This window comes from Halorubrum yunnanense (assembly GCF_026586675.1).
Classification (GTDB): domain Archaea; phylum Halobacteriota; class Halobacteria; order Halobacteriales; family Haloferacaceae; genus Halorubrum; species Halorubrum yunnanense.
Genome location: NZ_JAODIX010000019.1, coordinates 131603 through 157570 on the forward strand (window position 1 = coordinate 131603; position 25968 = coordinate 157570).

Consider the following 25968-nt stretch of genomic DNA (forward strand, 5'->3'; position numbering starts at 1 on the left):
GGAGGTGAGAGGTGCGGTCGCTGTGGGGGTGGGACTCAAACGGGCAGTCGCGAGGACGGCGGAGGCGACGCAAGCACTGGAAGGAGCGAACGCAGTGAGCGACTGAAGCGCGCAGCGAGCGTGCGCCGTCCTCGCGGCTGGGGGTTTGGAGGTGTTTGCCGCTGAGTTCACGTGTCGCCGAGCAGCTGGGGGTTTGGAGGTGTTTGCCGCTGAGTTCACGTGTCGCCGAGCAGCTGGGGGTTTGGAGGTGTTTGCCGCTGAGTTCACGTGTCGCCGAGCGGCTGGGGGTTTGGAGGTGTTTGCCGCTGAGTTCACGTGTCGCCGAGCGGCTGGGGGTTTGGAGGTGTTTGCCGGCACGACTACGGATTCTGTTTATAAATAGTCGCCTCACTCACCAACCGCCTCTCCGCACGCCACGTACAGAGCCAAACCGCTTTACGACCGCCCCTGTAAGTGACGGCAATGGCGACGTGCGACGTGTGCGGGGAGTACGAGAACCTCCCGTATCAGTGTAAGCGGTGCGGCCAGACCTTCTGCGCCGAGCACCGCCTGCCGGAGAACCACGACTGCCCGGGGCTCTCGCAGTGGAACGACCCGGGGGGCGTCTTCGACAGCGGCTTCGACGAGAGCGTCGAGGCCGGCTCCGGGGGATCGGCCGACGCGTCCGCGGGCGTCGCGGACCGCGTCAAGCAGCGGATCGACCGCGAGACCGGCACCGGCGGGTTCGTGAGCTTCTTCCGCGGGAACGCGACGTACGCCCTGCTGTTGGCGATGTGGGCCACGTTCGTCGCGCAGTGGGTCGCGCTGTTCGTCGGCGGCCAGCCCCTGCACAACACCCTGTTCGTGCTCCAGTCGGACGCGATCGGTAACGTCTGGACGTGGGTGACCTCGGTGTTCTCGCACGCCCCCGGGCAGCTGTTCCACATCATCGGCAACAGCATCGTGATCCTGTTCTTCGGCCCGCTCGTCGAGCGCGCGGTCGGATCCAAGCGCTTCGTCGGGTTCTTCCTCGGCGCCGGGATCCTCGCCGGTCTGGGCCACGTCCTCTTCGCGATCGCGACGAACGCGCCGACGACGGGCGTGCTCGGGGCCAGCGGCGCCGGCTTCGCGATCCTCGGCGTGCTCACCGTGTGGCGCCCGAATATGCAGGTCCTGCTCTTCTTCGTCATCCCGATGAAGATCAAGTACCTGACCTGGGGAATCGCGCTCGTCTCGGCGGTGCTCGTGGTCCAGAGCGGTACGGGCGGGGTCGGCGGCATCGCCCACCTCGCGCACCTGATCGGGTTCGCCATCGGGCTCGCGTTCGGAAAGCGCAACGAGGGCCTCGCGCGCTCCGCCGGCGGCGCCGGCGGGATGAACGTGGGCGGCGTGCGCGGGCCGGGCGGCCCGGGCGGTCCGGGCGGTCCGGGCGGTCCCGGCGGACGCATTTAAATGTCGCCGACGGACGGATCGCCGACGCGCTCGCCTCCGGTCGACCCGGATACCGTCGCCGCTCCGGAGTTCCTCCCCGACCCCACGCTCTCCCGGGCCGAGATGGAGTCGCTCCAGCGCGAGCTGGCCGCGACGGCGACGTTCGCGGACGACCACGCTATCGAGCCGGCCGCGGTCGCGATCGACGAGCCGGCCGACCTCACAGACGGACTCCCGCCCGCTCGGGCGAACGCGAGCGACGCCGACTCACGGATCGACCCGGACCGCCCGGCCGGTCCCGACCCGAACGCGCCCGTCGTCGTCGGCGTCGATCAGGCGTTTCTGACGCCCGAGGACGGGGCCGACAGAGCGGTCTCCGCCGCGGTCGCGGTCCGCGACGGCGTCGTGACGGAGTACGCGAGCGCGACCACGCCGCTCTCGATCCCCTATATCCCCGGCCTCCTCGCGTTCCGCGAGGGGGAGCCGGTGCTGGCCGCGCTCGACGCGCTCGACGCCGAGCCGGACCTGCTGGTCTGTGACGGCTCCGGCCGGATCCACTTCCGCGAGGCCGGCATCGCGACGCACGTCGGCGTCCTGCTCGACGTCCCGAGCGTCGGCGTCGCCAAGAGCCTGCTGTGCGGCGACCCCGACGAGTCGACCGAGGAGCGACCCGAGGGGTGGCGGACGCCGGTCCGCGCCGACGACTCGGTGGAGACGGCGGCGGCGCGGTCGGCGGCCGACTCCGACGACGCCCCCGTCATCGGCCACGCCTTCCAGTCGCGGCAGTACCCGAACAGCCGGCGGGTGAACCCCCTGTACGTGAGTCCCGGCCACCGAGTCTCGGCCGAGACGACCGTCGGGCTTACCGACGCGCTGTGCGCGGGGTACAAGCTCCCGGAACCCACTCGGCTGGCGGACGCGTCCGCCGACGCCGCGAAGCGCGAGCGCGACTGACCGGGGTGCGACCCCGCCCGACGCCCGAGTCGACCACCGGTTCGGATAACCCTGACAGCGACTGTCGCGGCCCCTCGGTTTATATATCCTGGCCCGCGAACGCGAATGTATGGGAGACGAGGACACGGACGGACCGATGTCTGCAGAGGAGTTTCGCTCGCTGCGCGACGGCCTAGTGCGTCAGAGCTCCGGCGGTGGGACGACCGTTTACAAGAACGCCGCCGGCGTCGGCTGCCCGAACCCCGACTGCGACCGCGGCGTGTTCCAGACGCTGTTCGTCAGCGACCACGGCTGGCAGCAGATCGGCGCCACCCGCGACGGGATCGACCTGTGCCTGTGTAACACCGAGACGAAGCGGCTCGTCTTCATCCACGACGAGTAGGGCGAACCCCGCCGGACGGCCTCGGCGCCCTCGACGGCCGGGGGCTCTGCCCTCGGCTCAGACCCGTCTCAGTCGTCGTCAGCCGCCGACTCCGCCCCGCTGTCGGCGGCGCAGCGGTTCGGCCCCAACTCCAGCTCAATCGCCGCGGTCTCGTCCTGGGGCTCCTCGACGCCGCGGTTCGCCGCGATGACGGCCTCGTAGTTCGGCGGCTTCTCCGGCAGCGTCGCTGTGATCCGCTCCACGAACGCCTCGCGGTCGAGCCCGAGCACGTCGAGCCTCCGGCGCACCGAGCCGACCGTCGCCGCCACCGGCTCGCCCGGCACGACGTCGCCGGTCGTCCCGTCGTTCGCGACCGCGAAGTGGCCGGGGCAGACGACGACCCCGTCGGGCTCGGCGAGCAGCGTCCCGTGGAGCGAGTCGTAGAGGCGCTCGGCGCCGGTCGCCGCGCCGGCGGTCTCGTCCCCCTCTTTATCAGGCGCGCCGTCGTCCGCCTCGTCCTCGCCCGCCGCGAACTGCAGCTCCGTCCGGCCGACGCTGTCGGTGAAGAGCGTGTCGCCGGTGAGCAGCGCCGACCGCCCGACGAGGTAGCTCGCGCCGTCGCCGGTGTGACCGGGGGTCGCGAGCGCCTTCACCTCGACGCCGCCGACGTCGAGCGTCTCGTTGCGCGCGAGCGGCTCGAAGTCGTACGCCACGTCGCGCTCGGTGGCCGCCGCCGGGAGGTAGTAGGGCACGCTGAGCTCGTCGGCGAGGTCCCGCCCGCCGGAGAGGTGGTCGGCGTGGACGTGCGTGTCGAGGACCGCCGCGATCGACGCGTCGCGCTCGGCGGCCGCCGCCCGCCACTCGTCGCCGTGCCGGGAGACGTCGACGGCGATGGCGACGCGGTCGGAGCCGTCGGAATCGGCTTTTTCCTCGGAGTTCTGGCCCCCTACCACGAGATACCCGAGACACCCCTTCGCGCGCCGCTGGATCTGGACGACGTCGAGCGGCTCGTCGCCCGCGTTGGGGAGCGGGGCCGCGGTCCGGTCGTAGACGCCCGACCAGCCGCGCATTCCGTCCGCGAGGACGGTGACGTCGTCGTAGCCCGCCGCCTCGAGCCCCTCGGCGAAGTCGAGCGAGGCCTTCCCTTTCGCGCAGGCCGTGACGATCGCGTCGTCGGGACCGAGCCCGGTCTCGGCCTCGAAGTCGGCGACGTCGAACTCGTGGAACGGCTTGTAGAAGTAGTGGACCGAGTCGGCGATCCGCCAGCTCTCGTAGCTCTCGCGGGGTCGCGTGTCGACGAGCGCGAACGACTGCTCGCCGCGTCGGCGCTCGTCTATCCTGTCGCGGAACGCGTCCGCGTCGATGACAGTCGGCATGCCCCACGGTTGGGGCCGGAGGGCAAAACGCTGTGTGGTGAGGTCCGGGCCGCGACGAGCGCCTCCCGGCGTGTCCACGGTACCCCCTCTCGGCGCGTCCGAGACGGGCGTTCTCGACGGGTCCTCAAGGGGGCGCCCTCGACGCGCCGGCGATGGACAGGCTTTAGCCGAGCGACCGGACAGATGGCCGCATGGTCGAGGCGTTCGCGGTCGCCAGCGGGAAAGGCGGCACGGGCAAGACGACGAGCACGCTCGCGCTCGGCATGGCGCTGGCGGACGAGTACGACGTCACCGTCGTCGACGCCGACACGGGGATGGCGAACCTCCTCTTTCACGCCGGCCTCGACGACGCGACGGTCACCCTCCACGACCTGCTCGTCGAGGGGACCGCGACCGACGTCGCGGAGGCGACGTACGACCGCTTCGGGCTCTCGGTCGTCCCCTGCGGCACGTCGCTCGCCGGGTTCGAGGCCGCCGAGCCGAGCCGGCTCCGAGACGTCGTCGCCGAGCTCGCGAGCGACACCGACGTCCTCCTGCTCGACTCGCCGGCCGCGCTCGGCTCGAAGTCGGCGGTACTCCCGGTCGTCCTCGCGGACCGCGTCGTCGTCGTCGTGGAGCCGACGATCCCCGCGCTCTCGGACGGGCTGAAGGTCCAGGAGTACGCCCGGTCGTACGGCACGGAGACCGCGGGCGTCCTGTTCAACAAGGTCCGGGACGAGGCCGCCGACGTCGCCGAACAGGCCGAGCGCCACTTCGGCGGGCCGGTGCTCGCGCGCGTCCCCGACAGCGACGTGGTCCGGGACGCCCGTCGCGCGGGCGAACCCCTCCTGGCGCACGCGCCGGAGAGCGACGCGGCGGCCCGGTACCGACGGGCGGCGAGCCGGCTCGACGTGCGCGACGGCGACGGCGACGCGGTCGCGGACCGCTTCCGCAGCGCGGTCGTCCCCGACACGCCATGACGGGTCGCTCCGGCGGGGCGGAGCGGTCCGGGGGCGACGGGTCGGGGGAGGCGAGCGACGCGCCGGAGCTCCGGATCCCCCGCGGCACCCTCCTCCGGTCGCGGGTCGTCTCCGACGTTGCCACGACGCTCTCTCGGGCCCTCGAGAGGGGACTGACCGGCTATGCGACGCTCGTTCCGCAGGAGACGCTCTTACTGGAGGGGGAGGCGCGCGGCGTGCTCACCTTCGCGGACGGGGTCCCCGTGCTCGCGTATAACACGGTGAGCGACAGCGGCGGGTCCGACGCGCTCGCGGAACTCGCGGTCCCCGGGCCCTATCGGGTCGAACTGTACGCGGTCGACGATGACGGGCTCGCGACGGCCCACGGGGAAGAGGCGCTCCGCGTCGCGCCGGGCGCGACGGCGACAGAGCTCGCGGACGACCCGTCGCTCGCCGACCGCACCCGCGAGGCGGCGCCGGACGAGCGGCTGGCGGACCCGGACGCGGAGGACGCCGACGCCGTCGCCGCCTTCCTCGAGGACGACGACCGCATCGAGGCGATCCGTGAGCAGGCCCGCGAAGAGGCCGCCGAGCGCGCCGACGAGTGGGGGCTCGACGGGGCGCTCGGCGACGAGACCGGCGGCCCCGAGGATGAGGGGGTCGGTACCGGAGTCGGCGGAAACGACCCGGTCGAGAACGACTCCCAGTCGAACCGCTGAGCGGAGCGGTTTTGTCGCCCGCGGCCGTAAATCGGCCATCACGGTCCTCCGACTCCTCCGGCTGACGGCGCCCGCCGACTTCGCCGACTGGTACGCGGCGAGCCGGGCGTACACCCGGCACGTCGCCGACGGCATGGGACTCGACGACGCCGACGCGATCGACGGCGCGCGGGTCGTAGAGCGGCTCCGGGCCGACCACGCGAGGCTGTCGCCGGCGGAGGCGCGGTCGGTCGCGGCGACGCTCCTCGCCGACGGCGCCTTCTCCGAGCCGTACTGCGAGTGGCTGCCGACGTGGTACGAGCTCGCGCTGCTCGCGCCGGTGCGGTACGGCGACTGGCGCCTCCGGCGCGTGGCCGCGACGGTCGCCGGGGCCGCCGACGTGACGGTGACGGCCCCGCGGTTCTCTCGCCCCCACGACGTGACCATCGACGGGCGCTCGGCGCTCGCCCGCGTCTCGGGGTTCCGCGAGCGCTTCCTGCTGGCCGACGCGCTGTTGCACCTGGAGTGGTTCGTCCACGCCGCCGCGGCCGACGGGATCGAGGTCCCGCCCGCCCTCGTTGACCGGACGCGGCGGGAGTCGCTGTCGTACTACGGCGGCGACCGGGAGTCGCTGTCGCCGGAAGTGCGGCGGTTTCAGCGCCTCCTGTTCGCCGACGACGCGTGGGTAGCTCGAGTGAACGACCGATACGACCTGCGCAGTCCGCTGTTCGGCGTCTGGGAGCGGCTTCTCCGCGCGGAGCGCGACCGGCTCGCCGCCGAGTGACCGCCTCTCCCATTAGTGTTACAACACCTGTAACGTGTTACGGGACCTAATTTAGTTGTTCGAGGGTAAGTATAGAACGAACAGGCGCATATCAGGAGTTACGAACCGACGATCGGTTCGTGGTTCCCGACTGCTTCGGCCCTCTCCGCGTTCGATCCTCTCGGCTCCCTCCCCACGTTCGATCCTCTCGGCTCTCTCCCCACGTTCGATCCTCTCGGCTCTCTCCCCACGTTCGATCCTCTCGGCACCTCTTTCACCTCGATCGTTTCGCTGCTCCCGCCGCGCTCGCCGGGCACGGGCGATCGACCCCATGGATTTCGGACGGTCCGATCGTCCGATCCGTAACTCGTGACTGAGTAATATTTTATTCACCGACGGATCGGCCGGAAGCTTCATAGGTCGGCTCGCGGATCCTGCGAATACACGAATGGCAGTACTTTGGCTGGAGGACGTCGACGCCGACGACGTCGGGACCGTCGGCGGAAAGGCCGCCTCGCTCGGTGAACTCATCGGTGCCGGACTCCCGGTTCCCCCGGGATTCGCCGTCACTGCGGGCACGTACCGGACCTTCATCGAGGAGGCGGGGATCGACGACGAGCTGTTCTCAGCTGTCGACGTCGACCCCGAGGACTCCGCGGCGCTCCGCGCGGCCGAGGAGCGCGCGGAAGAGCTCATCCTCGAGACCCCGTTCCCCGACGAGGTCCGCGAGGAGATCGTGGAGCGGTACCGCTCGATGGGGAGCGACGGCGAGGAGGCGTTCGTCGCCGTGCGCTCCTCCGCGACCGCCGAGGACCTCCCGGACTCCTCGTTCGCCGGGCAGCAGGAGACGTTCCTCAACGTCCGCGAGGACGACCTCCTGCGCCGGGTGAAGGAGTGCTGGGCCTCGCTTTTCACTCAGCGGGCGATCTACTACCGCCAGCAGCGAGGGTTCCCGCACGCCGACGTCGATATCGCAGTCGTCGTCCAGCGGATGGTCGACGCCGAGAAGTCCGGCGTGATGTTCACCAGTCACCCCTCGACCGGCGACCCGCAGATCACCATCGAGGCCGCGTGGGGGCTCGGCGAGGCGGTCGTCTCCGGCACGGTCTCGCCCGACAACTACGTGTACGACCGCGGGCGCGGCGAGGTCGACGAGGTCACCGTCGCGGACAAGAAAGTCGAGATGGTGAAAGACGAGGAGACCGGCGAGACCGTCCAGCTCGACGTCGAGGAGGACCGGCGCACCGCGCGGGTCCTCTCCGACGAAGAGATCGAGGAGCTGGTCGCGCTCGGCGAGCGCGTCGAGGACCACTACGGCACGCCCCAGGACGTCGAGTGGGCGATCTACGAGGGCGACATCTACATGCTCCAGTCGCGCCCGATCACGACGATTCAGGAGGGCGAGAGCGACCAAGGCGACGCGAACGCGGGCGGAACCGGGGGAGAGACTCCGAAGAAGTCCGCCGCCGGGGACGCGTCGGGTCGTCCCGGCGCGACCAACGGCGGCGCCGACGACGAGGACGTCCTCGTCGACGGGCTCGGCGCGAGTCCGGGGGTCGTCTCCGGCGCGGTCCGGCTCGTCCACAAGCTCGACCAGCTCGACCAGGTCCAGGAGGGCGACGTGATGGTCACGGAGATGACGATGCCGGACATGGTCCCGGCGATGAAACGCGCCGCGGGGATCGTCACCGACGAGGGCGGGATGACGAGCCACGCCGCGATCATCTCCCGCGAGCTCGGGGTCCCGGCGGTCGTCGGGACCGGGAACGGGACGCGAGTCCTCGAGGACGGCCAGCAGGTCACGCTCGACGGCGACAAGGGGACCGTCCGCGCCGGGGCCGACGACGAGGCCGAGCCCGGCGAGGAGTTCGAGCCCGTGGAGGCGGCCCGTCCCGAGACGCCGGTGAAGCCGATGACGGCGGCGGAGGTGAAGGTGAACGTCTCCATCCCCGAGGCCGCCGAGCGCGCAGCCGCGACCGGCGCTGACGGCGTCGGTCTCCTCCGGATCGAGCACATGGTGCTCTCGCTCGGGAAGACCCCGGAGAAGTACATCAACGACCACGGCGCCCGCGCGTACCAAGACGAGCTGATCGAGGGCGTCCGCCGCGTCGCCGACGAGTTCTACCCGCGGCCGGTCCGCGTCCGGACCATCGACGCGCCCACCGACGAGTTCAGCGAACTGGAGGGCGGCGAGGGCGAGCCGAACGAGCACAACCCGATGCTCGGCTGGCGCGGGATCCGGCGGAGCCTCGACAAGCCCGAGCCGTTCCGACAGGAGCTCGCGGCGTTCGCGCGCCTCTTCGAGATGGGATACGACAACCTGGAGGTGATGTTCCCGCTGGTCAACGACGCGAGCGATCTCGAAGGGGTGAAGCGCCACATGCGCGACGCCGGCATCGACCCCGAGTCGCACCGGTGGGGCGTGATGATCGAGACCCCGGCGAGCGCGCTGCAGATAGCGGATCTCGCGGCCGCCGGCATCGACTTCGCTTCCTTCGGCACCAACGACCTCACGCAGTACACGCTGGCGGTCGACCGGAACAACGAGCACGTCGCCGACCGGTTCGACGAGCTCCACCCGGCCGTGCTCCAGCTGATCGGCGACACGATCGAGACGTGCCGCGAGCTCGGCGTCGACACGAGCATCTGCGGGCAGGCCGGCTCGAAGTCGGAGATGGTCGACTTCCTCGTCGAGGAGGGCGTCTCCTCTATCTCGGCGAACATCGACGCCGTCCGCGACGTGCAACACGAGGTGAAGCGGACCGAACAGCGGCTCCTCCTCGACTCGGTGCGCTGAGGCGCCCTTTTGAAGCGTCCGTTCCGGTCGGCGGCCGCACCCCCCGTTCGGACGCATCTCACTCTCGGCCACCCGTCCGGCCGAGAGGCCCGAGAACGGAACGAGTAAGACCCTCCGCGGCGAGGATCCGTCGAATGCAGCGTCCCGAGCCGCAGTCGTTCGACCGGGTGCTCTCCTCGATGTGCACCGAACCGCACCCCGCGGCGCGGGAGGCCGCCGAGCGCTACCTCGCGACGAACCCGGGCGATCCGGCCACCTACGAAGCGGTCGCGTCGCTGGAGGAGCGCGCGGTCGAGCTGCTCGCGACCCTCGCGGACCACCCGACGCCGACCGACGCGGCCGGCTACGTCACCTCCGGCGGGACCGAGGCGAACGTCCAGGCGGTCCGCTCCGCACGGAACCGCCACGACGCGAGCGATGTCAACGCCGTCGTCCCCGAGAGCGGCCACTTCTCGTTTCACAAAGCCGCCGAGATACTCGACGTCGAGCTCCGGACGGTCCCGGTCGACGACGGCTACCGGGCCCGGACCGACGCGGTCGCGGCCGCGGTCGACTCCGATACCGCCCTCGTCGTCGGCGTCGCCGGCAGCACGGAGTACGGGCGCGTCGACCCCATCCCGGCGCTGGCCGATATCGCCCACGACGCCGGCGCGTTACTGCACGTCGACGCCGCGTGGGGCGGCTTCCTCCTCCCCTTCACCGACCACGCGTGGTCGTTCGGCGACGCCCCGGTCGACACGCTGACGATCGACCCCCACAAGTTCGGGCAGGCACCGGTGCCGGCCGGCGGGCTCCTCGCCCGCGAGTCGGCCGCGCTCGACGCGCTCGCGGTCGACACGCCGTACCTGGAGACGCGGTCGCAGGCGACGCTGACCGGCACCCGGAGCGGCGCGGGCGTCGCCGGCGCGGTCGCCGCGATGGAGGCGCTGTGGCCCGACGGCTACCGAGAGGCGGCCGAGCGCGCGACCGAGAACGCCGCGTGGCTCGCCGACACCCTCGCGGAGCGCGGCACCGACGTCGTCGAGCCGACGCTCCCGCTCGTCGCCGCGGCGCTGCCCGAGTCCGAGTTCGACGCGCTCCGCGAGGCGGGGTGGAAGGTCTCGCGGACGGCGGCGGGCGAGCTCCGCGTCGTCTGCATGCCGCACGTCACCCGCGACGCGCTCCGGGCGTTCGTCGCCGACCTCGACCGGATCCGGGAGTGAGGGCGAATTCGGCTTATCGATACGTTTCGACGGTGACACCAGGAATACTGTCAAAGTGACTGTCACCGGCGAGAACCGGCTCGTCACGCTCCAAGGCGGCTGCGGCGATAGCCGCGTCACCTTTTCCGATACCGGGTCCGCGACCTTCGCCCGCGTCGGCCATTCGTTCACCGAGCAATCGCCCGGCGCGTCGAGAGATGCTGGGCGTCATATCCACCAGCGGATAGGAATCGAGCACGGCTTCCACTTTCTGACGCTCTTCGCGGGTGCTCGTCACCTTCCCGACGCCGATGTAGAGCTCCAAGACGGTCATCGAAGGGATCACCAGCGGGACGCTCTCGGATTCTAGTTCTCGTTCCTTCGCGACGGCCGCATCGACGCCGTCGATGACGTCCAAGATGAAGCTCGTATCGACGATCATTCGAAGCGCTCCGCGACCTCGCGGGTCTCGTCGCGGTCCTCCTCGTCAGCGGCCTCGATGGCGTCTCGCATCTCGCTCACTTGGTCCCCATCGAATACCTCGCGGAGATCCCGGAGCGACCGGCCTCCGATGAGCCGCTCCACGGCGTCACTGAACGATTCGTCGTCTCGTTTATTCGCCTTGATTCGCTCGTACACGTCGTCTTCGAGCCGTACCTGATGTGACATCCTTGTTGACAGCGTTGACGCTCTGCGGAAATGAAGATTGGGGGGACGCAAGGCAGCTATTGATAACACGAGAGCGACGGGAGAAGTTGGATGAACGGACAAGAGAACGATTTGCGGTACTAGACGTACGTCTCCAGCGCGGCGAGCCGCCCGTCCGCGACGTCGAAGACGTCGACGAACGCGAACACCTCGTCGCCGTCGGCGCCCAGCAGCCGGCCGCGGACCGCGACGCCGGGGCCCTTCGGGTACACCGCGTCGACGGCGTGGGTCGTGTCCGTCATCGGCCGCTCGTCGCGCATGAACGCCACGAAGCGGTCGCGGCCCTCGAACGTCCGGTCCGAGCGATGCTGGACGAACTCCGGGTCCAGCAGGCCTCGGAGCCGCTCGTAGTCGCCGGCGTCGAGCGCGTCGTAGTAGTCGCGGACGAGGCGCTCGCGGTCCGCGGTCGACGGGTCGGTCACGACGCGAGCGCCTCGAACTCCTCGGCAGAGGTGCGGGTCCCCTTGGCGATCACGGCGTCGCCGGGCCGCAGGACCGTGTCGATGTCGTGGCCGATCATCCACCCGTCGTCGGGGCGGCGGACCGCGATCACGCTCGTCGAGACGTCGGTCGTCGGGATCCCGTTCTCGACGCTCGTGCCGGCGAGGTCGCTCCCCTCCCGGACCACCGTGCGCGTGATGATCTCGTCGGACTCCTGGACCGCCATCTCCACGACCGGGTGGACGCCGAGGTCGCGCGCGACCCCCTCGGAGATCTCCAAGGCGGCGTCGGAGATCTCCTCGGTGGCGACGCCGAGGTGGATCAGCCCGCGGAGCGAGACGGGGTCGTCCGCCTCGCGGGCCGCTCGGAGGGTCCACGCCTCGAACCGCGACTGGAGTGCGTCGACCTCGATCTCCAGGTTCGACACCTCCTCGGCGAGCGCCTCGTTGTTGAACAGGACCGAGCCGTACGCCAGGTCGACCGCGAGCTCGGAGAGGTCCTTCATCAGCACGATGGAGTCGACCGCGCGCTCTAAGTCGTCGATCGCGGGCTCGACCGGCGCCTCGGGCTCGAACGGCTCGCCCGCCAGCTCGGGGTACGCCTCGGCCACGCCCGTCTCCGGGCCGCGGAGGAGGGCCACGTCCCCGGACTCGATCCGGGTCTTGGGTCCGGGGTTGAGGATCCAGTCGTCGTCGCGGCGGACCGCGATGACCCGGACCCCCGTCTTCGACTCGAGGTCGATGTCCGCGAGCGTCCGGGTCGCGTAGCCAGAGTCCGGGGCGACGGTGCCGCGGACGAGCGTCTCGACGCCCTCGGTGAGCGCGCCGCGCATCGCGTCGGGGAGCCCGATCTCCTCGCTGACGATCTTCGCGATGTCGCCCGCGGCGTCGGAGATCTTGTCGGCCGCGCCGACCACGCCGAGCACCGGCGCGAGCGTCTCGGCCTCGTCGGGGCTCCGGGCCGCGAGCATGAGGCTCATCCGCGCGCGCATCTGGAGGACGTCCATCCGGTGTTCCAGTTCGACGACCTCCTCGGCGATCCTGGGGCTGCCGTGGAGCACCGCCGAGTACGAGAGGTCGATCAGCAGCTCCGCGGTGTCTTTCATCTCCACGAGCAGGTCCTTCACGCTCGTCGGCTCGTACGTGACCGACAGCGGCGACTCCCGCCGGTCGAATCGTCCCATGCGAACACCGTCTCCGGCGCCGAGTAAAAGGCTTGTCGCGGCGCGTTCGCGCCGATTCGGCGCGGGCGGCGCTCAGTCGCCCGTCCCGGCGGCGTCGCCGGCGACGTAGGCGGGCGAGCCTGCCGGATCGCCCGTTTCGTCCCCGTCGACCCGTTCCGCGAGGTCGACGAGCGCGAGCCACTCGAGCAGTCGGGCCGCCCGGGCGCGCCACGTCGCCTCCCACTGCGGGTCGCGGGCGCGGTCGTGTCGCGGGACCGACTCCCGGGTCGCTTCGAACAGCGCGTCGGCCGTGAGCGGGTCCTCGGGCGTGGCCGCCCGCAGGGCCCCGAGCGCCTCCGGCGCGAGCAGGACGCCCTCGCGGAGCCCCTCGCGGACCAGCTCGGGGGTCGGGTCGGCGTCGGCCCGCACGAACCCGCGGGAGGTCTCCCGCACGAGTCCGAGCGCGCGGAGGAACGCGAGCCAGTCGTTCGCGGTCTGCCGGTCGGGCAGCCCGCGGCGGTCGTGGAGTCGAGCGCAGCAGTCGTCGGTGCTCCCGGGCACGAGCGGCACCGCCCGCTGCAGGTCGCGGAGGTCGTCGAGGTCGGTCGGGGGGTCGGGGACGGGTTTGAGTCGCATCGGCGTCGATCGCGACCGGCTCAGCGGTAGTCGAACGACTCGGCGAGCAGCGCCTCGTCCGTCTCGCCGACGGTGTAGACGGGCCCGTCGACGACGTCGACGGTGACCGTCGCGGGCGCGAAGACGCGCTCGTCGACCTCGTAGAAGTCCCAATCGGCGTCTTCGAACACCTCGACGAAGGGGGTGCCGTACTCCTCGCGGGCGGTCGAGACGATCTGGTCGAACCGGTCGTCGTCGCGCGCGACCTGCAGGTGGACCTCCCCGCCGTACGCGAGGGCGTCGTTCGTCCGGCCCATCGCGAGGTCCTCGTCGCGGGTCACGGGCGCCATCGGCGCGGCGCCGGAGGCGTGGAGGACGTCGGTCGGCTCGTAGCCGAGCTCCAGCAGGCGGAAGACGGCCAGCTCCGCGGCGCGGGCCGCGGTGGCGACCGAGCCCGCGGTCGAGCCGGTGGCGTACGCCGGGAGGAAGACGCCCTCGGGGTCGACCTCGGCGAGGTCGGCGACGTGCTCGGCGACCTCCTCGGTCGGGAGCGCGGTCGACTCCACCGCGAGCGTGGCGAACTCCGAGGAGTCGTAGTAGCCGACGCGCTCGAACTCCGCCTCTTCCCCGACGAGCGCGCGGGCGGGGCCGGAGCCGAGCCCCTCGTAGCCGGACTCGAAGCCGAGCTCCCAGCCGGCCTTCTGCGAGCAGAGCAAGGCGATCGCGGGGTGGTCCGTCGACAGCTCGACGTACTGACGCGGCGCGCCGGCGACCTCGCCCATGCGGGTGCGGAGGTTCGCGAGGCCGGCGGTCTGGATCTCGGCGAGCAGGAGCCCTGCCTCGACGCCCCCGGCGGCGTCGATCCCGAAGTCGACGATCGTGGCGCCGTTCTCCAGCTCGTAGCCGACGACGTCGAGTTCGCCGGCGAAGTCGAGCGCCTCGTCGACGAGCTCGATCGCGGTCCGATTGATGCTTTCCATACCCGACCGTTCTCGCTCCCGGATTAAGGGGCTTGTCAGTCGTCGCCGTCGACGCCCACCCCGTCAGTCCCGGTCGCCGGCGCCGACCGGCTCGACGCGGAACGCGTAGCCCTCGTACGCGTCGTCGACGTTCACCGGGGACTCCTCTGCGGTGTGGTCCACGCAGAGGAACGCGGTCGCCTCCACGGCGCCGGCCCCGGTCTCCTCCTGGTACCGCTCGGTGACCGAGAACGCCGCCGGCTCCGAGCAGCCCCGGCGGTGGCACTCGGCCGGCGGGTCGGCGGTCGGTTCCGGCTCGTCGCCGCGCTCACGGGCCTCCGAGATGTCCCGCTCGACCTGCCGACGCTCCTCGTCGCGCGCCTGCTCGTCGCGCCCCGATTTGGTGTCCGCCATACGTTAACGTCGCGCCTCAGCGCTATAACGCTACGGCCGATTCCGCCGGGGCTCGCTCGCCCCCTACCAGAACCCGCCGTCGGACCCGTCAGAGTCACCGACGCCGCCCGGCCCGCTCGGTCCCCGGGGACCGCTCGGGCGCGGGTCGGGGTCAATCTCGACGAGCTCGCTCTCGTCGCGCGGGTCGACCTCTCGTCCCTCCTCGTAGCGGACGAACGAGAGGTAGAACGCCTCGCCGCAGCCCGGGTCGTTGCCGTCGTCGACCTCGCCGTCGCTCCCGCCCTCGGCTTCCCCGCTACCGGTATCGTCCACCTCCCCGCCGACGTCCGTCCCGCGCAGCCCGTCGCGGGGGTCCCAGAGGACGCCGTCGCTCTCGCCGCAGACGAACCGGACGCCGTCGACGTCGTCCGCGTCCTCGAACGGCTCCGCGGGGGCGACGTACGCCCACCCTTCGAGGGGGTACGGCGTCACGGTCTTGTCGGCGAGGTAGCCGTCGCGCTCCAGCTCGACGAGGGTCCCGCAGCGCGGGCAGTAGTAGGTGACCGGGTAGCTCATGGCGGGAGTACGGGCCCCGTTTGTAAACGGGTATCGCCGACAACGCTTATGCAAGTTGCGTCCGAAACGCAGTGTCGATGGTATCCACCGGCGACACCGCGCCCGACATCTCCGCGACGATCGGCACGAGCGACCACGAGCCGTTCGAGCTCTCCGAGCACCTCGGGGACGGCCCCGTCGTCGTCGCCTTCTTCCCGGCGGCGTTCGCGCCGGTCTGCTCGAACGAGATGGTCGCGATCGAAGAGCGGATCGACCGCCTCGAGGCGGCCGGCGCGACCGTGTTCGGGGTCAGCGCCGACGCCGCCTACTCGCTCGGCGCGTTCGGCGACGAGCACGACCTCTCGTTCGACCTCGTCAGCGACACCCGCGGCGACGCGCTCCGGGCGTACGGAGTGGAGACGGACGTCCCCGAGACGGGTCGCTACGGCATCGCCAAGCGCGCCGTCTTCGTGATCGACGCGGACGGCGAGGTCGTCTACGACTGGGTCGGTGACGAACTGGCCGACGAGCCCGACTACGAGGCGGTCCTCGCGGCGGTCGAGGCCGCGTGAGGCCGTGGCGGCCGAGGAGGCCTGACGGCTGCCGCCTCGGTCGCCGCGCCGCCCGCGTCCGGATCAACATATTCACTACAGCCCGTCACGAAGCGGAGGGTATGAGCTCGGACGATGTCTCCCGGCGCGCGTTCATGCGGACCATGGGCGGCGCGACCGCCGCCGCGGGGGCGGCGACCGCGACGGCGGGGACCGCGGCGGCACAGGAGGTACAACCGGACTGGCCGAGCGGGGTCACGGGCGGGAACCTCGGGTCCTATCAGGACGCCCGCGGCGGGAGCGAGGTCAGCGTGGCGGTCGGCGGGGGCGACGGCGGACTCGCGTTCGACCCGACCCAGCTGTGGGTCGACCCCGGAACGACCATCACGTTCGAGTGGACCGGAAACGGCGGCGCACACAACGTCCAGACGGTCGAGGGCGGCGGCCCGGCCGACCTCGCGAGCGGCGACCCGGTCGGCGAGGAGGGGGCGACCTACGAGTACGAGGTGACCGAGGAGGACGTCGGCATCACTCACTACCACTGCGTCCCCCACACCGCGGTGGGGATGCACGGCGGGCTCGCCGTCGGCGAGGACATCGAGACCGTCGAGGTCGGCGGCGGCGGCGACTCGAACGCCGTCTTCGTGCCGCAGGGCGCCCGCGCGCTCGGCGTCGCGACGTTCATCGCGATGGTGAGTACGCTCGGGCTGGCGTTCGTCTTCATGAAGTACGGCGGCACGATCACGCGAGACGAGTAGTCGACGGCCGGCGCCCGGCGCCGCGACTCCGGCTCCTTCTCTCCGGTTCACTCGTCGCCCGACAGCCCCCGGTACGCCTCGACGTATCGGTCCAACACCGCGTCGTGGTCGTAGCTCGCGAAGTCGCGATCGATCGACTTCCGTTCGAGGCCGCCGACGGCGACGAACTCGTCCGCGAGCTCGGCCGGGCTCGTGACGAGGCGGCCGCGCTCGCGGCCCTCTACGAGTTCGTGGGCGCTGGAGTCCGCCTGGTACTCGACGAGGCCGACGCAGCCGCACGCGAGCGCCCACAGCAGCTCCGTCGCGAACGTCTCCCACGTCGCCGTCGCCGCGACGACGTGAGTGCCCTTAAATAACGCTACGCGCTCGCGGCGCGGGAGGTCCCCGAGGAACGACACCCGGTCGTCGATCCGGAGGTCGCTCGCCGTCGCCTCCACCCGCTCGCGCTCGGGGCCGTCGCCGACGACGGCGGCGGTCCAGTCGCGCCCCCGGAGCTCCGCGAGCCCGAGCAGGAACGTCTCGACGTTGGCGTGGCGGTCCAGTCGTCGGGCGTACACCGCGTCGAACCGGTCGTCGACCCCGACCGACTCGACGAGGTCGAAGTCGACGCTCTCGGGGACGACCCGCACGTCGTCGCCGTCGGCGCCGTGCTCCCGGACTCGCGTCTTCGTCGTCCGTGAGGGGGTCGTGACCGCGTCGGCGCCCCGAGCCAGCAGGCGGTAGCGGCGGGCGGCGTCCGCGGGGTGGTCGCGCCACCAGTCGACGACGACGGGCGTCCGCGTCAGCGTCCCGGCCACCGCCGCGCCGAGCCCGGGCGTCGGCGGGCTGTTGACCGCGTGGACGACGTCGGGATCGGCCCGGCGGAGCGCGAGCGGGAGCCTCGCGGCGAACCCCGTCGGCGACGGGTCGGCCGTCACCGACCGGTACTCGATCCCCTCCTCCTCGAAGACGCCGTGGTCGCCGCCCCACCAGCGCGCGCAGAGCCAGACGACCTCGTGGCCGCGGTCGGCGAGCCCGCGGGCGACCCGCCGCGTCCGCGCCCGAGCCGGGGTGTCGCCGTGGCCGGGTGCCAAAAGCGAGACGAACGCGACGCGCATACGGCGACCGGACGGCGGGCCCGGGTAAAAAGACACGGCATCGCGGCGGGGTCGCTCGGGGCGGGGAGGCGCGGGGAGAGCGGGTCGCCCCCCACCCCGAAACGATTTCCCACCGCGGCCAGAATCGGACCCCATGCACCGATACGACATCGAGCGGTACCTCAACGTGCGCAGCGCCGGCGGCGCGGACCTGGGCCCCGACGGCCGGCTCTCCTTCCTGCTGAACACGACCGGCACCGGGCAGGTGTGGTCGGTCGACGAGCCGCTCGGGTGGCCCGAGCAGCACACGTTCTTCGAGGAGTCGGTCTCGTTCGTGGACTCCTCGCCCCAGCGCGCGGAGGCCGTCTTCGGCATGGACGAGGGCGGCAACGAGCGCGCGCAGCTGTACCTGCTCAACTACGAGTCCGGGGAGATCGCCGACCTCACCGGCCGCCCGGAAGCCAAGCACCGCTGGGGCGGCTGGGACTCCGAGGGCGACCGCTTCGCGTTCGCCTCGAACCGGCGCGACGAGTCCGTGTTCGACGTGTACGTCCAAGAGCGGGACGCGACCGGCGACGACGCCGAACTGGTGTACGAGGGCGACGGCTGGCTCTCGGTCGCGGGCTGGTCGCCGAGCGACGACCGGCTGATCGTCCACGAGGCGCACTCCTCGTTCGACCACGACGTGTACACCCTCGACGTCGACAGCGGCGACCGCTTCTACCACACGCCTCACGAGGGCGACGTCCGGTACGGCAGCCCGGAGTGGGGACCGGACGGAAAGGCGCTCTACCTCGTCACCGACCGCGACAGCGACACGCTGCGCTTGGAGCGGCTCCACCTCGCGACCGGCGACTTCGCCGTCGTCGCGTCCGGAGCGGACGACCCCGAGCAGACCAACAAGAGCGGGGCCGACGACTCCCCCCCGAAGCCCGGCGGCGACGACGGCTGGAACGTCGACGGCGTCGCGGTCCACGAGGAGTCCCGACGGGTCGTCTACTCCCGGAACGTCGACGGCTACACCGAGATCACGGTCGGCGAGCTCGTCGAGCCCGACCGAATCGACCCGTTCCCGGCTCCCGACCTCCCCGATGGCGTCGCCGGCGGCGTGAGCTTCGGGCCGGACGGCGACCGCTTCGCGGTCACCGCGACCGGGAGCGCCCGCAACGCGAACGCCTACGTCGTCGACGCGACGACCGGCGAGACGGAGCGCTGGACCGCGGCCTCGACCGCCGGGATCCCGCCGGACACGTTCGTCGAGCCCGAGCTCGTCGGCTATCCGACCTTCGACGTCGACGAACGGCGTTCGTCGGCCAGCGAGACGTCGTCTCGCGCCGGGCGGGAGATCCCCGCGTTCTTCTCCGTGCCGGAGACGGAGCCGCCCGAAGGCGGCTACCCCGTCGTCGTGGACATCCACGGCGGGCCGGAGTCCCAGCGCCGGCCTTCGTTCGCCTCGGTCAAGCAGTACCTGCTGAACAACGGCTACGCCGTCTTCGAGCCGAACGTCCGCGGCTCCTCCGGGTACGGCAAGGCGTACGCCGCGCTCGACGACGTGGAAAAGCGGATGGACTCGGTCGCCGACGTCGAGGCCGGCGTCGAGTGGCTCCACGACCACCCCGAGGTCGACCCCGACCGCATCGTCGCGATGGGCGGCTCCTACGGCGGGTTCATGGTGCTCGCGGCGCTGACCGAGTACCCCGACCTCTGGGCCGCCGGCGTCGACGTCGTCGGCATCGCGAACTTCGTCACCTTCCTCGAGAACACCGGCGACTGGCGCCGGTCGCTGCGGGAGGCCGAGTACGGCTCGCTCGACGAGGACCGGGAGTTCCTGGAGTCGATCTCGCCGATCAACAACATCGAGCACATCGCCTCGCCGCTGTTCGTCCTCCACGGCGCGAACGACCCGCGGGTGCCCGTGGGCGAGGCCGAGCAGATCGTCGAGGAGGCGCGCGAGCAGGGCGTCCCGGTCCGGAAGCTGATCTTCGACGACGAGGGCCACGGCTTCGCGAAGCTAGAGAACCGCATCGAGGCGTACCGCGAGGTCGTGGACTTCCTCGCCGAGCACGTGTAGGACGGATACTCGGATCCGGTTTTTAAATCGGTGCGGGTGGTAGTGATCGGGATTTTCGTCGCGGTTGCGGTCGCCCATTTATAAACAGCCGCCGCTGCACCGGCGGTGAACGCTTCCAAAGCCCCAGCCGATTGTTTATAAATAACTGGTCGCGGATCGGCGGTGAACGCTTCCAAAGCCCCAGCCGGGAGGACTCGCGCGACTCGCTGCGCGCTTCAGTCGCTCACTTCGCTCGCTCCCTGCAGTGCTTACGTCGTCGTGCTTCGTCCCCCCGGCTGCCCCTTTGAGCCCCGCCCCGCGTAGCACCGCAACCGCACCTCAAACCTCCCCAGCCTCGTCGGTCGCCCTCCGCGTTGCTCCGGGCGACCGACTCCCTCGCGCGCGCTCCTCGGCCGCGATGCGGCCTCGGAGGCACGCGCCACCGCAGTTATTTAAAAGGGATTTCTCGGAGCTTACCAGTCCGGGCCGAAGTCCGGGTTCAGCTGGCGGTCGGTCCGGCCGAGGGTGTCGATCTCCTCGACGTCCTCGTCGTCGAGTTCGAGCCCGAGGCTCGCCCAGTTGTCGGCGATGTGGGCCTCGCCCGTCGCCTTCGGGATGGCGGTCACGCCCTTCTCGCGGAGCCACGCGAGGCTCACCTGCGCGGGGCTGACGCCGTGCTTCTCGGCCATGTGCGTGATCGCCGGGTCGTCGAGGACCTCACCGCGAGCGAGCGGGGAGTAGGCGACGAGCTCGACGCCGTTGGCGGCGGCGTACTCGCGCAGCTCCGCCTGCCGGAGCAGCGGGTGCATCTCGACCTGGTTCGCGAACGGCGCCTCGCCGAGCGCGTCGGTCGCGGCGTCGAGGTGGTGCGGCTCGAAGTTCGAGACGCCGATCCGGTCGATCAGGCCGTCGTCGCGGAGCTCCGCGAACGCGGGCAGCGTCTCCGCGGGGTCGTACGCGCCGGCCGGCCAGTGGACGTACAGCAGGTCGACGTACTCGGTGCCGAGCTTCTCGAGGCTCTCCCGGGTGGACTCGACCACGTCCTCGGGCGCGAGCTGGTCGATCCACACCTTCGTCGCGAGGAAGACGTCGTCGCGGTCGACGTCGGCCGCGGCGATCCCGTCGCCGACGGCGGCCTCGTTGCCGTAGATCTGCGCGGTGTCGACGTGGCGGTAGCCGGTTTCGAGGGCCGTCTTCACCGACTCGGTGCACTGCGCGGGGGCGTCGTTCTCCCACGTGCCGAGCCCGAGGACGGGCATCCCGTCGCGGGTCGGAACGTCGAAGGACTGCTCTCGGTTCGACATGGTCGACGCTACTCGCGTGAGGGGAAAATCGCTTGCGGTCGCCGCGTCGCCCGTCGCCCCCGGTGGGCTTCCGCTCTCGGCCTCAGTCGTCGCTCAGCAACGCCCGCGAGGAGTTCGTCACGACGAGCAGGCTCGAGGCGCCCATCGCGACGGCGGCGAAGAGCGGGTTTAAAAGTCCCGTCACGGCGAGCGGGATGGCGGCCGCGTTGTACAGGAACGCCCAGCCGATGTTTCCCTTCACGCGCCGCCCTGCGGCCCGCGAGAGCTCGAACACGGTCGCGACCGACCCCAGGTCGTCGTCGACGATCGCCACGTCGGCGGCGTCGGCCGCCATCGCCGTGCCGCCGCCGAGCGCGATCCCGAGGTCGGCCGCGGCCAGTGCGGGCGCGTCGTTGGTCCCGTCGCCGACCATCACCGTCAGCCCGCTCGCCTTCAGCCGCTCGATCGTCTCGGCTTTGCCCTCGGGCGGGACGCCCGCGAACACCGAGGCGACCGCGTCGTGCTCGCTGAAGACGGTTGCCGCGCGCTCGTCGTCGCCCGTCAGGACGACGACGTCGACGCCCGAGTCGTCGAGCGCGGTCACCGTCTCCGCCCACCCCTCGCGCAGCTCGTCGCCGACCACGACGACGCCCTCGGCGGCGCCGTCCCGACCCACGGCGACGGGGACGCGGCCCACGTCGCGCGCCTCCGCGACCGCCTCCCGGATCGCGTCCGGGACCGTCCAGCCGCGCTCGTCGAACAGGGCGGGGTGCCCTACGACGACCTCGACGCCGGCGACGACCCCGGAGACGCCGCGGGCGTGGCTCTCGAAGTCCTCGACCGCGAGCGCCTCGCCGGGGTCGCCTCCGGCGGTGGCGCCGGGCTCGCCGGCGGGCGACGCCGACTCGGTCGTCCCCCCGTCGGCGACCGCGGCCGGAGCGGGTGACCCGTCGGTATCCCCCGGTGCCTCGCTCGCGCTCGCCCGGGCCGCGGAGATGGCTCGGCCGACCGGGTGCGCCGAGCGCTCCTCCAGCGCGGCCGCGAGCCGGAGCAGGTCGTCGTCGACGTCGGCGGAGACCACCTCCATCTCCCCGGTGGTCAGCGTCCCCGTCTTGTCGAAGACGACCGTCGTCGCGTCGCGGACCCGCTCGAACACGGTGTCGTCGAAGATCACGATGGAGCGCTCGAGCGCGTCGCGGATCCCCGCGGCGACCGCGAGGGGGGTCGCGAGCCCGAGCGCGCAGGGGCACGAGACGATGAGCACCGTGAGCCCGACGAGCATCGCCTCCGTGACCCCGTTGCCGAGCGCGAGGTTCGCGGCGGCGGCGACCACCGCGACCGCGAGGACGACGGGGACGAAAACGGTCGCGAGCCGGTCGGCGAGCTTCTGGACGCCGTGGTTCCCGCTCTGGAGGTCCCAGACGAGCTCCGCGACGCGGTCGAGGCTGGAGCTCGCGTCCGGCCCGACCGCGACCGTGAGCGAGCCGTCCGCGACGACGGAGCCGCCGACCACCTCGTCGCCGGGCGTCTTCCGGACCGGCATCGACTCGCCGGTGACGACCGACTCGTCGACCGCGGCGTCGCCCGCGACGACGTCGCCGTCGACCGGGACGCGCTCGCCGGCCCGGACGAGGAGACGGTCGCCGGGCGAGAGCGCGTCGATGGCGACTTCCTCCGTCTCGCCGGCCGCGACGGCCCCGTCTCCGTCGTCGTCCTCGCCGCCGACCAGCCGCCGCGCGCTGTCGACCTGCACCGCGGTGAGGTCGGAGAGGAGCTCGGTCGCGCGCTTTTTGACCGAGTCCTCGTAGCTGTTGCCGACGGTGACGATCACGATGATCGCGACGGTCACGTCGTAGTAGATCGACGGCGACTCGACGAATATCACCGCGAGCGTGCTGTAGACGTAGGCGCTCACCGCCGCAATGGCGACGAGGAGGTCCATGTTCGGCGACCGCGTCTTCGCGCTGACGTACGCCCCCCGCAGTATCGGCTTGCCGGTGAACAGCAGGATGATCGTCGTCAGAACTCCGATCACGATGAAAAAGTACGTCCCCGACGACGACGACATCGCCTGGTTGAGGTACTCCAGCGTGCGCTCGTCATAAAAGGGGAACGCGAAGTACGTCGGGTAAATGATGACAATGTACTGCAGCATCACCGCCATTCCGACCATGACGCCCGCCGCGAGCCGCGCCGTCGCCATGTTGTCCGCCTGCCGGCGCGCGAAGGCGTCGTCGCGGGGGTACGCGCTGTAGCCGAGCCCGCTCACCGCCTCGGAGAGGTCGTCGGTCGAGACCCCGTCCGGGTCGTGGTCGATCCGCACCGTGTCCGTGACGTAGCTGGCGCTCGCGGCGCTGACGCCCTCGGTCCGGGTGGCGACCGTCTCGATGAACGCCTCGCAGGTCGCGCAGTGCATCCCGTCGACCTCCAGGAACGTCGCCTCGTGGCCGGCGGGGACGTCGTCGGTCGCGTCCCCGCTGTCGTCGCCCTCCTCGCCCGCGTGACGCCGCTCGCGCACCGCGTCGGCGTCGACGTCGACGTCGCCGAGGGCGCCGTACACGTCCCGACAGCCGGGACAGCAGAACTCGTTGCCCTCGTCGTCGACCACGTCGACGCCGTCGGTCGGGAGCTCACAGAGGGTGCAGTCGGGCGCGCTCATTTATATACCCCCACCATCCCGGCGTCGAGCGGGTTCCAGAACGGGAGCCGCGGGTGCGGCACGGAGATCCCGACCGACATCAGCCCGTGGGCGAACAGGACGTAGCCGAGCGCGACGAAGACGACGCCGAGCAGCCGGTGGACCCGGCGGCGGTGGACGGCGTCGACGCCCTCGATCACGGTGCCGTAGAGGAACACCGCGGGCATCGTGCCGATGCCCAAGGCCGCGAGCGCGACCCCGCCGCTGACCGCCGAGCCGCTGGCGAACGCGTAGAGGTACGCCGGGTAGAGGATCGGACAGGGGAGGAGCCCGTGGACCGCGCCGAGCCCGACGATCCCGGGCCCGTTCGCGAGCCGGTCGACGTGGCCGGTGAGCCAGCCGGTGACCCGTTCGAGCCCCGGGAGGTGGATCCCCCCGGTCGCGCCGCCGAGCGCGTACCGGACGCCGACGAGGATCACGGCCGCGCCGACGCCGAGGCCGACGACGCCGCGGACGACCGCCGCCGCGCCCGTCAGCGTCGCCGTCGTGACGAGGACGACCCCGCCGAGCGCGCCGAGCGCCGCGCCGATGACGGTGTAGCTCGTCGCGCGCCCCAGGTTGAACAGCGCGTGCTGGCGGACCTCGTAGGTGGTCAGGTGGCTCCCGGGGCGGTCGGCGGTCGCGGACGCGGCGCCGCCCGCCGCCCCGCCGCCGTCGGTCCGGCCGCCCCCCTCTTGCATCCGGCCGGCGTACACCGTGACGAGCGGGCCGCACATGCCGATGCAGTGGGCGCCGCCGAGCAGCCCGATGGCGAGGAACAGCAGGACGTCAGTCCCCAGCAGCGTCGAGATGTCCATGGGCGTTGGTTACCGCATCTTGGCGTCGCGGGCGGTAATGGGTTTCGTCGGAAGCGAGGGCGACGTCTCGGCCCGACACCGACCCACGTCACTCCTCCACGAAGACGGTCGCGTACATCCCGCCCGTCTCGTGTGGGACGCAGACGTAGTCGTAGCGGCCCGCGACCTCGAACGTGTGGGAGAAGCGGTCGCCGCTCTCCAGGCCGCCGCCGAAGTCGGACTCCCACGCGTCCCGGGCCGTCTCCTCGTCGTCGTAGCCGCCGGAGGCGAAGTAGTCGGCCGCGTCGGGGATCGCCCCCTCGTAGGCGGTGACCGTGTGGGCCCGCGAGCTCGTGTTCTCCCAGACGACGGTGTCGCCCACGGACACGGTCAGCTCCTTGGGTCGGTACGCCGACGCGACCATCCCCACGTCGTAATCGGGCTCGCCGCCGACGCCGGCACAGCCGGCGAGGGCGACGGCCGATCCGGTCCCGATCCCGGCCGCGCCGACCCGCCGGAGGAACCCTCTGCGGTGCATACCGCGGATTGGGGCTTCGAGTGTTTCAATACCGCGGTTCCCCCCATCGGGCGGGAATCGCCCCCCGTCGGCGCCGGCGTCTCCGACCGCTCTCCGCGCGCCGCCGTCACGGGTCCACGAGCTCGTCGAACACCTGTCGCTGCGCGGCCGAGAGGTGCTCGGCGAACGTCGACCGCGCGATCCCGACGGCCGCCGCCACCGCCTCCGCGTCGGCCCCGCGCGGGTACTCGAAGTAGCCGAGCCGTTGGGCGGTCCGGACGACCTCGCGCTGTCGGTCGGTAAGCCGCCCCCGGTCGACCACGACCGGATCGCAATCTCCCGACCCGCGAGAGCGGGTGAGCCGCTCGAGCGTGACCGACGCCCCGGTGGCCTCGACGGTCTCGACGATCTCGCCGATCGGGTCCACGGAGGGCAGGGAGAGCGTGAGCACGATCCGGTCGGGGCTCGTCCGGACGGTGACGTCGGAGACCGGGTGTCCGAGTGACTCGATCGAGCGGCAGGGGTACGGCTCGGTCGAGGGGCTCCGGACCCGGTAGACGTACTCGCCGTCGGCCGCGAACACGGGACTCCCGCCGATCTCCCGGTCGGTACGGAACTCCGAGACGACGACGTCGTCGAGCCGGACGCGCTCCACGTCGGCGGCGACCGCCCCGTCGGGAAGCGCGTCCGCGACCGGCGCGTGCGGCGGGTCGCGGACGGCGAGCCGAGCGCGGACCCCCTCCGATCGGCCCGCGGGCGCCCCGTCGATCGCGCCCTCGCCGCCGCCGTCGCCGTCGGGAGCGTCCCCGGCGACGACGCCGGTCGAATCGTCGGGCGACGACGAGCGGCGTGACCCCTGCGACATGTTCGAAACGTGCCGACGGACCCGTAAAAGAACGGTCCCGAACGAGTACGTCCCCGGCCGACGCGCCTCGCTCGATTTATAAA

General features: G+C 71.6%; 27 protein-coding genes. 11 read left to right on the forward strand and 16 right to left on the reverse strand.

Translation table 11 applies throughout. The features are described 5' to 3' along the window. Nucleotides 1–462 precede the first annotated feature (462 nt). The 3 genes from N5096_RS04460 to N5096_RS04470 all read left to right on the forward strand — a co-directional run bounded on the left by N5096_RS04460 (nt 463) and on the right by N5096_RS04470 (nt 2746). Entirely contained in the window at nt 463–1431 is a 969-nt protein-coding gene (locus N5096_RS04460) for a rhomboid family intramembrane serine protease (protein ID WP_267663128.1), read from the forward strand. Beyond that, on the forward strand, nt 1432–2364 hold the full coding sequence (locus N5096_RS04465) for an endonuclease V (RefSeq protein WP_267663129.1): 933 nt from the start codon (nt 1432–1434) through the stop codon (nt 2362–2364). A 109-nt stretch (nt 2365–2473) separates the two neighbouring features. Then, nucleotides 2474–2746 (forward strand): DUF7385 family protein, encoded by a 273-nt coding sequence (locus N5096_RS04470; RefSeq protein WP_049906210.1) that lies wholly within the window; start codon nt 2474–2476, stop codon nt 2744–2746. Nucleotides 2747–2814: 68 nt separating this feature from the next. Here N5096_RS04470 and N5096_RS04475 read toward each other — a convergent pair whose 3' ends face one another. Then, the gene (locus N5096_RS04475) at nt 2815–4101 is read right to left on the reverse strand and encodes an MBL fold metallo-hydrolase (protein WP_267663130.1); all 1287 of its coding nucleotides are present in this window, start codon (nt 4099–4101) and stop codon (nt 2815–2817) included. Between the two features lie 191 nt (nt 4102–4292). On the opposite strand from N5096_RS04475, the gene N5096_RS04480 reads away from it, so the two are divergent. From N5096_RS04480 to N5096_RS04490, 3 genes are read left to right on the forward strand one after another with little or no spacing between them, the layout of a single operon-like run. Next, nucleotides 4293–5060 carry a nucleotide-binding protein gene (locus N5096_RS04480; protein WP_267663131.1) on the forward strand — a complete coding sequence of 256 codons (768 nt, stop codon included), beginning with the start codon at nt 4293–4295 and terminating at the stop codon, nt 5058–5060. Beyond that, nucleotides 5057–5758 (forward strand): DUF8054 family protein, encoded by a 702-nt coding sequence (locus N5096_RS04485; protein WP_267663132.1) that lies wholly within the window; start codon nt 5057–5059, stop codon nt 5756–5758. Before N5096_RS04480 ends, N5096_RS04485 begins: the two co-directional genes overlap by 4 nt. Nucleotides 5759–5795: 37 nt before the next feature. Beyond that, a complete protein-coding gene (locus N5096_RS04490) occupies nt 5796–6521 on the forward strand; it encodes a DUF8116 family protein (protein WP_464387884.1) in 726 nt (241 codons plus the stop codon). 98 nt (nt 6522–6619) lie between these two features. Here the strand turns inward: N5096_RS04490 and N5096_RS04495 are convergent, their stop codons facing one another. Next, on the reverse strand, nt 6620–6817 hold the full coding sequence (locus tag N5096_RS04495) for a hypothetical protein (protein ID WP_267663134.1): 198 nt from the start codon (nt 6815–6817) through the stop codon (nt 6620–6622). Between the two features lie 131 nt (nt 6818–6948). Between N5096_RS04495 and ppsA the strand changes: the two genes are divergently transcribed. Next, a complete protein-coding gene (gene ppsA / locus N5096_RS04500; RefSeq protein ID WP_267663135.1) occupies nt 6949–9297 on the forward strand; it encodes a phosphoenolpyruvate synthase in 2349 nt (782 codons plus the stop codon). A gap of 134 nt (nt 9298–9431) precedes the next feature. Then, complete coding sequence (mfnA, locus tag N5096_RS04505) at nt 9432–10499, forward strand: tyrosine decarboxylase MfnA (protein WP_267663136.1); 1068 nt, start codon at nt 9432–9434, stop codon at nt 10497–10499. Between the two features lie 13 nt (nt 10500–10512). Here the strand turns inward: mfnA and N5096_RS04510 are convergent, their stop codons facing one another. The 8 genes from N5096_RS04510 to N5096_RS04545 all read right to left on the reverse strand — a co-directional run bounded on the left by N5096_RS04510 (nt 10513) and on the right by N5096_RS04545 (nt 15332). Then, nucleotides 10513–10920, reverse strand: a complete 408-nt coding sequence (locus tag N5096_RS04510; RefSeq protein ID WP_267663137.1) for a PIN domain-containing protein — start codon at nt 10918–10920, stop codon at nt 10513–10515. After that, nucleotides 10917–11147 carry a DUF7557 family protein gene (locus N5096_RS04515; RefSeq protein ID WP_267663138.1) on the reverse strand — a complete coding sequence of 77 codons (231 nt, stop codon included), beginning with the start codon at nt 11145–11147 and terminating at the stop codon, nt 10917–10919. The genes N5096_RS04510 and N5096_RS04515 overlap by 4 nt, the downstream gene beginning before the upstream one ends. Before the next feature lie 119 nt (nt 11148–11266). Then, nucleotides 11267–11608 (reverse strand): nuclear transport factor 2 family protein, encoded by a 342-nt coding sequence (locus tag N5096_RS04520; protein WP_267663139.1) that lies wholly within the window; start codon nt 11606–11608, stop codon nt 11267–11269. Further along, nucleotides 11605–12810, reverse strand: a complete 1206-nt coding sequence (locus tag N5096_RS04525; protein WP_267663140.1) for a potassium channel family protein — start codon at nt 12808–12810, stop codon at nt 11605–11607. The genes N5096_RS04520 and N5096_RS04525 overlap by 4 nt, the downstream gene beginning before the upstream one ends. A 72-nt stretch (nt 12811–12882) precedes the next feature. Further along, nucleotides 12883–13425: a double winged helix-containing putative transcriptional regulator gene (locus tag N5096_RS04530; protein ID WP_267663141.1), complete on the reverse strand. Its 543-nt coding sequence runs from the start codon at nt 13423–13425 to the stop codon at nt 12883–12885. Nucleotides 13426–13445: 20 nt separating this feature from the next. Beyond that, complete coding sequence (gene mch, locus N5096_RS04535; protein ID WP_267663142.1) at nt 13446–14384, reverse strand: methenyltetrahydromethanopterin cyclohydrolase; 939 nt, start codon at nt 14382–14384, stop codon at nt 13446–13448. A gap of 63 nt (nt 14385–14447) precedes the next feature. Next, nucleotides 14448–14777 (reverse strand): hypothetical protein, encoded by a 330-nt coding sequence (locus N5096_RS04540; RefSeq protein ID WP_267663143.1) that lies wholly within the window; start codon nt 14775–14777, stop codon nt 14448–14450. A 63-nt stretch (nt 14778–14840) separates the two neighbouring features. Beyond that, entirely contained in the window at nt 14841–15332 is a 492-nt protein-coding gene (locus N5096_RS04545) for a DUF7969 family protein (protein ID WP_267663144.1), read from the reverse strand. Nucleotides 15333–15409: 77 nt separating this feature from the next. Here N5096_RS04545 and N5096_RS04550 point away from each other — a divergent pair, with 77 nt between their 5' ends. After that, nucleotides 15410–15883, forward strand: a complete 474-nt coding sequence (locus N5096_RS04550) for a redoxin domain-containing protein (protein WP_267663145.1) — start codon at nt 15410–15412, stop codon at nt 15881–15883. 101 nt (nt 15884–15984) lie between these two features. Further along, nucleotides 15985–16620 carry a halocyanin domain-containing protein gene (locus N5096_RS04555; protein WP_267663146.1) on the forward strand — a complete coding sequence of 212 codons (636 nt, stop codon included), beginning with the start codon at nt 15985–15987 and terminating at the stop codon, nt 16618–16620. A 47-nt stretch (nt 16621–16667) separates the two neighbouring features. Here the strand turns inward: N5096_RS04555 and N5096_RS04560 are convergent, their stop codons facing one another. Beyond that, complete coding sequence (locus N5096_RS04560) at nt 16668–17717, reverse strand: glycosyltransferase (RefSeq protein WP_267663147.1); 1050 nt, start codon at nt 17715–17717, stop codon at nt 16668–16670. Between the two features lie 133 nt (nt 17718–17850). Between N5096_RS04560 and N5096_RS04565 the strand changes: the two genes are divergently transcribed. Further along, complete coding sequence (locus N5096_RS04565) at nt 17851–19767, forward strand: S9 family peptidase (protein ID WP_267663148.1); 1917 nt, start codon at nt 17851–17853, stop codon at nt 19765–19767. Nucleotides 19768–20219: 452 nt separating this feature from the next. On the opposite strand, the gene N5096_RS04570 is transcribed toward N5096_RS04565, so the two are convergent. From N5096_RS04570 to N5096_RS04590, 5 genes are all read right to left on the reverse strand, one after another. Next, nucleotides 20220–21005 carry an aldo/keto reductase gene (locus tag N5096_RS04570; protein ID WP_267663207.1) on the reverse strand — a complete coding sequence of 262 codons (786 nt, stop codon included), beginning with the start codon at nt 21003–21005 and terminating at the stop codon, nt 20220–20222. 127 nt (nt 21006–21132) lie between these two features. Next, complete coding sequence (locus tag N5096_RS04575; protein WP_267663149.1) at nt 21133–23688, reverse strand: heavy metal translocating P-type ATPase; 2556 nt, start codon at nt 23686–23688, stop codon at nt 21133–21135. Beyond that, nucleotides 23685–24524, reverse strand: a complete 840-nt coding sequence (locus tag N5096_RS04580; protein ID WP_267663150.1) for a sulfite exporter TauE/SafE family protein — start codon at nt 24522–24524, stop codon at nt 23685–23687. Before N5096_RS04580 ends, N5096_RS04575 begins: the two co-directional genes overlap by 4 nt. Before the next feature lie 88 nt (nt 24525–24612). Beyond that, on the reverse strand, nt 24613–25041 hold the full coding sequence (locus N5096_RS04585; protein WP_267663151.1) for a plastocyanin/azurin family copper-binding protein: 429 nt from the start codon (nt 25039–25041) through the stop codon (nt 24613–24615). 106 nt (nt 25042–25147) lie between these two features. Further along, nucleotides 25148–25885 carry a helix-turn-helix domain-containing protein gene (locus tag N5096_RS04590; protein WP_267663152.1) on the reverse strand — a complete coding sequence of 246 codons (738 nt, stop codon included), beginning with the start codon at nt 25883–25885 and terminating at the stop codon, nt 25148–25150. Nucleotides 25886–25968: the final 83 nt, after the last annotated feature.